Consider the following 10,560-nt stretch of genomic DNA (forward strand, 5'->3'; position numbering starts at 1 on the left):
ACTTTATATCCTTTCATAATTATATCATATGTTGCTGCCGGAATAGTAATCCGGGCATTTATTTTATCCGGATTGGTATAAATACCTCTTTCCAATTGTTCGAAAGCATACATAGGATCAAGATCATCGATACGCACAAATGCCCCAATTTCTGTACCATAACCTTTGACCGTACCATCATCTTCTTTTTTCAAATAGCCCATATCATCAAATATGATACGCATATGGCGGATATAACTTTCGTTAAGCGAACGGAATGCCTCAAGACTCTCTGATTTTCCGGCACCACTGTCTCCCATGATAATGATATTTGCTTCTTTTCCATTCTTCAAAGCAATATTTACCATAGCTCCATGTATAGGCAGACGATTATTTTCCATTTGCTTTACATTATGCAATGTCAGCAACATTTTTTTCATATAACCGAAATAGTCTATATCATCACAATGATTAGCATATCCGATCAATATATCATTTTTCTTATCTTTATAATAGAATGTACGTTTTTCTTCGTATCCATCTGGATTTCCAAAAACATAGATTATATCCGGTTTCTTTCCAATATACTCGTTTTCCTTGGCTAACTCGAACAAGTTAGATAAGCCGAACCCATGAACCATAAAGTCTTTATGGAAGTATACAAAAGTCAACATATTTCCAACTTTGGCAGGGAACAAGAACCAGTCATCTTCATTAAGAGCTAGGTTTTCAATAGGATTTGTCTGGTGTTCGTGGAATATGCCATCACGAGTATTTCTTTTTGTATAAGATATAAACGGTGGTCTAAACATCACACCGGTAATAAATGGAATCGAAGATAATCCGTTATATTCAACCGGACAGTTCCAGTTTATGTCACTTAATGTAAGTGCAGCATTGGCTCCGGCTGTAAGTTGACGGTATACACGATGCTGATATCCCATTACAGTTTCTTCGATACGACGATAGATCGACAATACTAACTCGTTAAACAATTCGTTAGCTTGCATAAATCTCACACTCTGCAATCCATTACCTATCGAGCTATTATGCACTACAGTGTAACGTTCGAGCCTGCGCCAAAAACTATAAAGAAGTTCTATTAATTCGATAAACAAGTCTTTATCATTGAAGAATATAGCATATTTATTATGTACATTCTGCACTTCATCTGTATTACAAACAGTAAGTAACTTAAATGCTTCAATCAATGTTTTTTCAAACTCTTCATCGGTTTTAAATTCTTTGATATAATATTCATAGATAATAACTTCATCTTTTTTCAATTTTTGAATAAAGACTTCCAATACTCTATGAAATCCATAACTGTTTAGTATTTTTTGACGCGTATCGCAAAATTTAAGCGTGAAGTTCATTATCGCTTTTCCTTCGCCTAACGTAAATTCTTGTAACATGTCAGATCTTGTTTATTATTTATATTTATTTTGATAATCCACACAAATTTCGGTTTATGATCCCCCTCCCTTAAGTTTTTCTTAAACTAGGAGATCGCAAACCGACTCTATTTATCCGAATATTTTTCAGATAAAATTTTCTAGGTTCAAATTTAAGGAAACTTAGCTATACAATTAAACGAATTAAAGACTAATTTTATAATAAATTGTAAATTAAAAACAAGTTTTTACTACAACACTGCTTTACAACACATTACAATCTAGCTATTTTTGTTTTTCTGCAAAAAAGCAGGATTGACATCAAATGCATAATATGAAGCATTCGCTTCTTTAAGGCATTTAGGACATAAACAATCTCCATAATTTTCTTTAATATAATCACGAACGCCACTAACCAAAGTCACTTTTCGACAACTACACAGATCAATTCTATCTTCTCTACAACTAAATGGGACTGAACACCTTTTACAAATCTTTTTCATCGTTTTTAATTTTTAGAAATTATAAATAATTATTTATCGATTGTAAATACTATTCCCCATACCAAAACAAGATAATGGCATGAGTTTGCATAACACACAACAAATGATAAACTACAAATACTTAAATTGATTCAACAACTGTATTTTCTGTCTTTTTTCGCGAAAGACGAAATAAAATGCTTTTGGCAGGTCTTCTGACTTACTCTTGTTTGCACTACCTTCCCGTTCGATAAAACAGTGGCTAGAGGATTTGTACAAACACTTTTGCGAGCTTACAGCAGCGCGACTGTTCAGGATTTACACCTGATTCCCTTTTCATTACTCATCCGGTAAATACGGACTTGTAACACCAATCTGAAACAAAGATATGCAATATAATGTAAGTGTAATTAAAATTAAGAGAAGAATTATCAACAAAAAAGCCACCTCACATTATGAGATAGCGTTGAGTATCTTATTGGCAATAAAATCTATTGATTAAGATAAGTTTCCTTTATATTGAATTTAGCAAACGATATTATACCAAAATCATCGGGAGTAAAGCGATCCACTCGCCATCCATCCTTTTCACTCGTCTTCAAACCTTGGCTATTACATGCTGCCATCAAGGCAAGACAGGTTACTATTATCAATAACTTACTCTTCATCAAAATCCCAATCATCAAAGAAGGTGTAGTCTTCAGCAAATTGATCTAGTTCCCGGCGATCTTTTTTAGTCGGTCGACCTGTTCCGCGAGCGCGATCAACAAATCCTGACATCTTCGACAATTCGAGAATTTCGAGCTGGGAGGCAGGTGTCACATCTTTCATAAATCCGGGTACAAGCTTTGCCCCCATCCTATTTTCGCTAAGCCCCAACACCTCAAATGAATAGACAATCGGAGCACGACGCACTTCTATTACATCGCCTATCTTTATCATCCGAGAAGGCTTTATCGCGATACCCTTTATCGTTATCCTACCTTTTTTACATGCCTCTATGGCTATCGAACGTGTCTTGAATAAACGAACAGCCCAAAGCCACTTATCTATACGCACTTCGCTTTTAGGATCCCCTTTAGCCATATTTATTTATTATTATACTGATTCATTGTATTCTGAATACCGGCCAAGCAAAAGCTTTTTATTATTTCTCCGCAGATTTCCAGTTTTTCAGGAAGTTCTTTTTCTTCCTCATCAGAAAAAGGATCAAGCACATAGTCCACTTGGCCACCTTTCGGAAATTCATTTCCTATACCAAAACGCAAACGAGCATACGCCTGCGTACTCAATATCGTTTGTATATGCTTCAATCCGTTATGCCCGGCATCACTGCCCTTACCTTTAAGCCTCAAAACACCAAAAGGGAGAGCTAAATCATCTACGACCACTAGAAGGTTCTCTATTGGTATTTTCTCCTGATTCAACCAATAACGCACTGCATTGCCACTAAGATTCATATAAGTAGATGGCTTTAGCAAAACCAGCGTACGTCCTTTTACCTTTAATTCCGAGACAAAGCCATAACGCCTATCCGTAAAAACAGCATTGGACGCTTCTGCTAAAGCGTCCAATACTCTGAATCCTATATTGTGGCGGGTATATTCGTATTCTCTTCCGATATTGCCCAATCCGACAATCAAATATTTCATTTGTTTTATTTCTTATTCTGACTGCTATTAGCCGTTTTTAGCTGCAAGACCTCTTGCTGCACGTGTCAACTGAACACGACAAACAACTGCATTCTTAGCATTAAGCAATTCCAGCCCTTCGAAACTCAATTCTCCAACCTGAATAGATTTACCTAGAGCCAAGCCTGTAACATCGATATGTACTTTTTCAGGAACTTTATCATAGTTAGCTTTCACTTTTAGCTTACGTAAGTCAAGAGAAAGTTTACCCCCGGCTTTCACACCTTCTGCAAGTCCGTCTAGTACAACAGGTACGTCTATAACAATAGGTTTGTTATCAAACACATGAAGGAAATCTAGGTGAAGGATTGCATCAGTTACCGGATGAAACTGAATATCTTTCAATATCGCTTTATAATTATCTTTTCCGACTGTAAGGTCTACCAAGAAAATTTCAGGAGTATAAACCAATTTACGCACATCACTGTTAGTTACAGTAAAGTGAATAGCTGTTTCTGCTTTTTCGCCACCATAAATAACAGCAGGAATGCTTCCTTCGTTACGGATAGCTTTAGTTGCTTTTTTGCCAAGGTCTGTTCTAGCCTCGCCTTTTAGTTCAAATGTTTTCATTTTCTAATTTTAAAATGTGTTACTCAAATTAAGGATTTGCTTCCTTATCCCCATCACACGTACGGGCTTATAAAAGCGGTGCAAAGATAATTATTTTGTTTTTATCTTCCTAATGTTTATCACCATAATACGAGCTAATATTATCTATTTTGAAAAAGGTGACAAAAGTAACACATTTCTATCACTTTTTTACATGTCACTTTTACCCTATCCTAACAGCATTCATCGTATTACATATAGATAAAATAAGATATACTTCATAGCCATACAAAACAAAACAGCCACTTCAAAAAAAGAAGTGGCTGTCGGATCGCAAAAATGCGTAATTATTTTTTCTTTCCTTGATTAGCTACTGCATCCATCAATTTCTTGATTTCTTCAGGATCACCTAGGAAATAATCTTTTACAAGATTTAAATTATCGTCAAACTCAAATACATAAGGAACTGCTGTAGGCAAGTTTAGACTTATAATATCACTATCCGAGATACCTTTCAGATATTTGATAATACCACGTAAACTATTGCCATGCGCTGCAACAATAATTTCATCGTGTTGCATCATTGATGGATAAATTACTTCCTGCCAGTAAGGAAGGATGCGCTCCACTGTTTCTTTCAACGCCTCTGTCTCAGGAATATATGCTTTAGGCACTCCTGCATAACGAGGATCCTGTGAAGCTGAACGAGGATCGGTTGACTCAAGTGGTGCAGGTGGAACATCGTAACTACGTCTCCAAACCAATACTTGCTCATCACCATATTTTTCTGCTGTTTCAGCTTTATTCAAGCCTTGAAGCATACCGTAGTGTTTTTCATTCAAACGCCATGTTTTCTCAACAGGAATCCAATCCAGATCCATCTGATCTAGAATATTATTCAACGTTTTAACAGCTCTTTTCAGATATGAAGTATAGGCAAGGGTAAAATTGAAACCCTCTTTCTTCAAAAGCTGTCCGGCTTTAACAGCTTCCTGTACTCCTTGTTCCGACAAGTCTACATTAGTCCATCCTGTAAAGCGGTTTTCTTTATTCCAAACGCTTTCACCATGGCGAATTAATACTACTTTTTTCATTTTCTTTTTATTTAAATTTGTTATTTCTCGTAGCACAAAGTTATCTAAAATAGTAACAAGTTACAACACCCGAGAGATAAGTTTTTAACTAATATCCTATTCTAAATAAAATGAAACTCAGAATCGGATTCTGCTCTTTAGATATAAATCACTTACTCTTGTCCTACTATTTCGAACTGATTTGGAATACTGTCTATTATAGAAAATAAATCATCCACGGAATCGGTACGTAACATTGAAACACGAATCTTTTTAAAATCGGGTATTCCTTTAAACACACTGCTTCCGGCAAGATGACGACGACTATGAATAATGCCACCACGCTCACCTGAAAAATCTATATTCTTTCGTATTAAATCTTTCAACATCTCAAGATACCATACAAATTCTTTCTTAGGTAAATATTCGCCTGTAGCCAAATAATGCTTCACCTCCTCAAATATCCAAGGACTACCGATACTGCCTCGCCCTATCATTACAGCATCCACGCCGGTTTCATCAAAGCGTTTTTTACATATTTCAGGGCTTGTCACATCCCCATTACCTATAATAGGTATATGCATCCTAGGGTTATTTTTAACTGCACCGATCAACGACCAATCTGCCTCTCCCGAATACATTTGCGCTCGTGTTCGTCCATGAAGCGTTAGGGCCTGAATACCTGTATCCTGTAATTGTTCTGCAAGTTCTACTATTATTTTCGAATCGTTGTCCCAACCCAAACGGGTCTTTACCGTAACAGGTATTTTCACAGCTTCTACAACAGCCTTTGTTATTTCCACCATCAAATCCGGCGTCTTCATCATTCCCGATCCGGCACCTTTACCCGCAACTTTTTTTACCGGACAACCAAAATTTATATCTAAAATATCGGGGTTAGCCTCTTCACATATTTTTGCAGCTTCCACCATAGCATCCACTTCGCGTCCGTATATCTGTATTGCTACCGGACGCTCTTGATCACTAATGGCTAGTTTTGCTTTAGTCTTATTCACATGCCTGATAAGTGCATCGCTCGACACAAATTCGGTATACACCATATCTGCGCCGAATCGTTTACACATAAGGCGAAATCCCATATCTGTAACATCCTCCATAGGTGCGAGAAATACAGGATTGTTCGAAAAATCTATATTACCTATTTTCATTAAAATTATATCCTAAGTTTAGAGGTGCAAATATAGATAACTTTTATAGAATGAGAAAAATCATAGAAAACCTTAACTATATTCATGGCATCAAATACCCTTCGTTGCTCTTAGCATTTCCCGCTTTCCTGGAGGTCCGGGCAAACGCTCGGTAGTATATCCAGCCTGCTGCATCATCCTGCGAACCATACCTTTGGCGCAATATGTAACAAGCACCCCCTGATAGTTTGTTACATCATATAATTGATTAAATATTTGCTGCGTCCACATGTCCGATTGTTTATCAGGTGCAAAAGCATCAAAATATACAATATCTACATTATGCTTAATCTGTGAAAAATCGAAATGAGTAAAATCATCTTTAATCTTAGTTAAAGTAAAATTTTCAGTAATCTCTACTTCTCGCCCCCAATCTACAGTGTGTAGTTTATGATACAAATCCTGGTCAGCTTTTGAATGATTTTGGGAATAATTCAATTCTTGGATAAGAGAATCGGGTAACGGATAAGCCTCCACTGTAGTATAAAGTATCTTTTTACCACAATTGTTTGCATTCAACAATGTAAGAAAAGCATTGAGTCCGGTACCAAATCCTATTTCGAAAATTTGAACAATATCTTTCGTACAGCATTTTAATCCGGAATTGATAAATACATGTATAGATTCTTGTATCGCACCATTTATCGAATGATAGTGTTCGCCAAGTTCGGGTACAAAAAGAGTGTGAGACCCGTCAGCAGTTAATTCTATTACAGGTTTCACACTCATTTCGAATTGTGTTTAACTATCACTTTTTTTCTATTAACGCAACGGCATATGCGGCAAAACCTTCCTCACGGCCAACAAATCCGACCTTCTCGGATGTTGTAGCTTTAATAGAAATATCTTCCTGAGATATTTTTAATATCTCTGCCATTACTTTTTGCATTTGAGGAATATGGGGGTTAATTTTAGGTCGTTCGGCACATATTGTAGCATCTACATTACCTATTACATAGCCTTTCTCGGTTATTACCTCCAACGTTTTTGCCAGTAATAATTTACTATCTACATCCTTATATTCATCTGCTGTATCGGGAAAATGAAATCCTATATCGCGCAGATTAGCTGCACCCAATATGGCATCGCATATTGCATGAATAAGGACATCCGCATCGGAATGTCCCAAAAGGCCTTGTGTATGTTCGATTTTTACACCACCTAACCATAAGTCTCGATTATCGGCTAAGCGATGCACATCATAACCAAACCCTACCCGTATTTTCATTATAATATATCTTCTTTTATCTAAATAAGTTTTTCATTCCATCTATATCAAATGCCAATGAGAAACGCAATGTCTGATCTAATGGATTTTGTTGCGCAGTCGCAAGCATATATGCTACATCAAGTTGAAAAGCAGTCAACTTGAAACCTGCTCCGAATGACATATATTGACGATTACCCTTCATCTTGCTTTCATGAAAATAACCTGTACGCACACGGAACTTGCTATCATAATCATATTCAGCACCCAACGACCACATAATCTCTTTCATCTCTTCCGAAAATCCACCGGGCGCGTCTCCAAAAGATTTAAAAACACCTGAGATCGGACTCATATCGCGATAATCCTGATAACGTTTATCGAAATCTGGCTGGGTTTCATCATCTTTTTTCACCGGAGGTGTAGGCACCAAAAGTTTGTTTACATCGGCACTAAATGACAATGTACTAACATCATTCAACGGATACATTAAAGAAGCTCCCAAACGTAGATTCGTAGGGAGGAACTGATCCCTTGGACCTCCCGTTGTAGCAATCTTAGTTCCTATATTGGATATATTAAAACCAAAACTCAAAAGACTCTCTGATTCCCCAATATTGATATACGATTCGTTATACCCTGCTATATCTGCCGCCCAAGCATCGCCCGGAGATGTTTCCTCATCAGCACCGGAATAGTCTGTACGAATATACCTCACTGTAACTGACCCCGAGAAAGTTTCCGTCAACTTACGCGAATAACCCAAATCTACTGCTAATTCATGAGGACTTAAAGTCTGCCCGTTAAAACCACTTTCTTGAGCAACGTTTACATCTCCAATAGAGAAATAACGTATCGAGGCACTTAATGCCTGATTGTTATCATTACCTAGTTTGTAATAACCAACTCCATATACCAATGCTATATCATTAATAATCTTTCTCAACCATGGAGTATATGACAATCCAAATCCGGCTTTACTAGTTGCAAAAGCATATTTAGCTGGATTCCAATGCTGTGAATACACATCAGGTGCAGTAGCAACTCCTGCATCACCCATACCACCGCCTCTTGCATCAGGAGCAATAGACAATGATGGCATTGCTGTATGTATAGGGTTAATTTCTTCCTGAGCAAATGCACTAAAAGAAGTCAGAGCAAATGCGTTTACCAGTAAGACTTTTTTAAGAAAATTCTTCATTCCTCTATTTTTTATTATTTCGTAATTTTTATTTATTTAGTTAAGGTATATATAGTTTGTTTATCCTTGTCTATATAGGAAACTGTTTTTTATGATATTTATTATTTTCATTCCAAAATTTAACATATCTAATTCTAACAAATATACAAATCTAATAGTTCATTGTCCTCTATCTTTCCAGAAAGATGATCTCCAATCTGGACCTTTCCCACTCCTGCCGGTGTTCCTGTAAAAATGAGATCTCCTGTTTTTAATGTAAAAAAACGACTTGCAAATGCGATTATTTTATCTACCGAATGTATCATTTCGGAGGTATTGCCTGACTGAACTATTTCAGCATTTTTCTTTAAACTAAAATTGAGATTCTGAATATCCTTCTGATATTTTTCTTTTGAGACAAATGCTCCTATTGCAGCAGAATTATCAAAAGCTTTTGATATTTCCCAAGGTTGGCTTCGTTCTTTAAGACCTGCTTGTATATCCCTTGCGGTGAAATCTATACCAATAGTTATTTCATTATAGTAACGATGGGCAAAACGTTCTGCTATATTTTTACCCATTTTATCTATCCGTACCACGACTTCAGCTTCGTAGTGTATTTCGGAAGAGAAATCCGGAATATAGAATTGATTTTTATTATTAGAAAGTAGAGCCGTATCAGGTTTCATAAAAAGGACAGGATCATCATCCTTGCTAGACAATCCTCTTTTCATCTCTTTATTATGTGATTGATAATTAAGCCCTACACAAATAATTTTCATCTATTGGAATACAAATTAAAATACAGGACAAAGATAGTAAGATTTATTACTTTACGAAAATCATATCATCTCTTTTAGCTTCATAAAGCTACAAGAAATAGTATAGCCATAATTTAATTATAATACAATATCAAACTGTACGTTTTTTTATTCCGCCAAATAATCGTCTCATCCTCATCGTTAGTACTCCAAAAACACCCTCAGCAAATATTCCCGAATTCATTTTTGACGTGCCAAGCATACGATTGATAAATACGATGGAAACCTCTTTAATATTGAAACCCAAACAATATGCCGTATATTTCATTTCTACTTGAAATGCATACCCTTTAAAACGGATATCGTCCAGATCGATAGTTTCAAGAACCTTACGCTTATAACAAACAAATCCTGCAGTAGCATCATGTACTTTCATTCCTGTTATAAAACGAACATATTTAGAAGCAAAATAAGACATCAACACACGTCCCATCGGCCAATTTACAACATTAACCCCACTATAATAACGTGAACCAACAGCAATATCTGCACCATTAGAATCGCATGCCTCATAAAGCTTTTCCAAGTCATCAGGATTGTGTGAAAAATCGGCATCCATCTCGAATATGTACTCATACGATCGCTCCAGCGTCCATCTAAATCCTGCAATATAAGCGGTACCCAAGCCGAGTTTACCTGATCGTTCGATAAGAAATAATCGATCAGCAAACTCCTGTTGTAGTCTCTTAACAACATCAGCTGTTCCGTCGGGCGATCCGTCATCTATGATAAGTATATCGAACTTTTTAGGCAAACTGAATACAGTTTTTATTATAGCCTCTATATTCTCTATCTCATTATAAGTAGGTATGATAACTATTGAATCACACATATCTTTCTGTTGCTTTAATTAGAGCCACAAATGTAGCATTTTAAGGTTTCATATGTAAAAAATAATAACTAAAAATATAAAAAACATATACTCCAAAACTATTTGCAACAAGCATTTCACAAATAATTTAGAAAAAAGAAACAT

Annotated in this window: 13 protein-coding genes and 1 riboswitch; all 13 genes read right to left on the reverse strand. The window is 36.2% G+C overall.

The genetic code is table 11. The features are described from left to right. Nucleotides 1–1,394 (reverse strand): phosphoenolpyruvate carboxykinase (locus JGH11_RS17145; RefSeq protein ID WP_201113849.1); only part of this gene is annotated, 1,394 nt, incomplete at its 3' end. A 260-nt stretch (nucleotides 1,395–1,654) separates the two neighbouring features. After that, the gene (locus JGH11_RS17150; protein WP_201113850.1) at nucleotides 1,655–1,876 is read right to left on the reverse strand and encodes a cysteine-rich CWC family protein; all 222 of its coding nucleotides are present in this window, start codon (nucleotides 1,874–1,876) and stop codon (nucleotides 1,655–1,657) included. Between the two features lie 166 nt (nucleotides 1,877–2,042). Next, nucleotides 2,043–2,245, reverse strand: a riboswitch (cobalamin riboswitch). Nucleotides 2,246–2,346: 101 nt separating this feature from the next. Then, nucleotides 2,347–2,523, reverse strand: a complete 177-nt coding sequence (locus JGH11_RS17155) for a hypothetical protein (RefSeq protein WP_201113851.1) — start codon at nucleotides 2,521–2,523, stop codon at nucleotides 2,347–2,349. After that, nucleotides 2,513–2,941 (reverse strand): RNA-binding S4 domain-containing protein, encoded by a 429-nt coding sequence (locus JGH11_RS17160; RefSeq protein WP_201113852.1) that lies wholly within the window; start codon nucleotides 2,939–2,941, stop codon nucleotides 2,513–2,515. Before JGH11_RS17160 ends, JGH11_RS17155 begins: the two co-directional genes overlap by 11 nt. 2 nt (nucleotides 2,942–2,943) lie before the next feature. Beyond that, nucleotides 2,944–3,507 (reverse strand): aminoacyl-tRNA hydrolase, encoded by a 564-nt coding sequence (pth, locus tag JGH11_RS17165; protein ID WP_201113853.1) that lies wholly within the window; start codon nucleotides 3,505–3,507, stop codon nucleotides 2,944–2,946. Nucleotides 3,508–3,534: 27 nt separating this feature from the next. Continuing rightward, nucleotides 3,535–4,116 carry a 50S ribosomal protein L25/general stress protein Ctc gene (locus tag JGH11_RS17170; protein WP_201113855.1) on the reverse strand — a complete coding sequence of 194 codons (582 nt, stop codon included), beginning with the start codon at nucleotides 4,114–4,116 and terminating at the stop codon, nucleotides 3,535–3,537. Between the two features lie 326 nt (nucleotides 4,117–4,442). After that, nucleotides 4,443–5,189, reverse strand: coding sequence for a 2,3-diphosphoglycerate-dependent phosphoglycerate mutase (gene gpmA, locus JGH11_RS17175; protein ID WP_201113857.1), 747 nt, complete (start codon nucleotides 5,187–5,189; stop codon nucleotides 4,443–4,445). A gap of 152 nt (nucleotides 5,190–5,341) precedes the next feature. Next, complete coding sequence (gene dusB / locus JGH11_RS17180; RefSeq protein ID WP_201113859.1) at nucleotides 5,342–6,337, reverse strand: tRNA dihydrouridine synthase DusB; 996 nt, start codon at nucleotides 6,335–6,337, stop codon at nucleotides 5,342–5,344. Nucleotides 6,338–6,427: 90 nt separating this feature from the next. Continuing rightward, a complete protein-coding gene (gene mnmD, locus JGH11_RS17185; RefSeq protein ID WP_201113861.1) occupies nucleotides 6,428–7,105 on the reverse strand; it encodes a tRNA (5-methylaminomethyl-2-thiouridine)(34)-methyltransferase MnmD in 678 nt (225 codons plus the stop codon). A 19-nt stretch (nucleotides 7,106–7,124) separates the two neighbouring features. Continuing rightward, nucleotides 7,125–7,604: a 2-C-methyl-D-erythritol 2,4-cyclodiphosphate synthase gene (gene ispF / locus JGH11_RS17190; protein WP_201113862.1), complete on the reverse strand. Its 480-nt coding sequence runs from the start codon at nucleotides 7,602–7,604 to the stop codon at nucleotides 7,125–7,127. Nucleotides 7,605–7,620: 16 nt separating this feature from the next. Continuing rightward, nucleotides 7,621–8,784: a type IX secretion system outer membrane channel protein PorV gene (porV, locus tag JGH11_RS17195; protein ID WP_201113863.1), complete on the reverse strand. Its 1,164-nt coding sequence runs from the start codon at nucleotides 8,782–8,784 to the stop codon at nucleotides 7,621–7,623. 134 nt (nucleotides 8,785–8,918) lie between these two features. Then, nucleotides 8,919–9,545, reverse strand: coding sequence for a fumarylacetoacetate hydrolase family protein (locus tag JGH11_RS17200; protein ID WP_201113864.1), 627 nt, complete (start codon nucleotides 9,543–9,545; stop codon nucleotides 8,919–8,921). A 130-nt stretch (nucleotides 9,546–9,675) separates the two neighbouring features. After that, complete coding sequence (locus JGH11_RS17205; RefSeq protein WP_201113865.1) at nucleotides 9,676–10,416, reverse strand: polyprenol monophosphomannose synthase; 741 nt, start codon at nucleotides 10,414–10,416, stop codon at nucleotides 9,676–9,678. Between the last annotated feature and the right edge of the window lie 144 nt (nucleotides 10,417–10,560).

Source organism: Dysgonomonas sp. Marseille-P4677 (assembly GCF_016652235.1).
GTDB lineage: Bacteria > Bacteroidota > Bacteroidia > Bacteroidales > Dysgonomonadaceae > Dysgonomonas.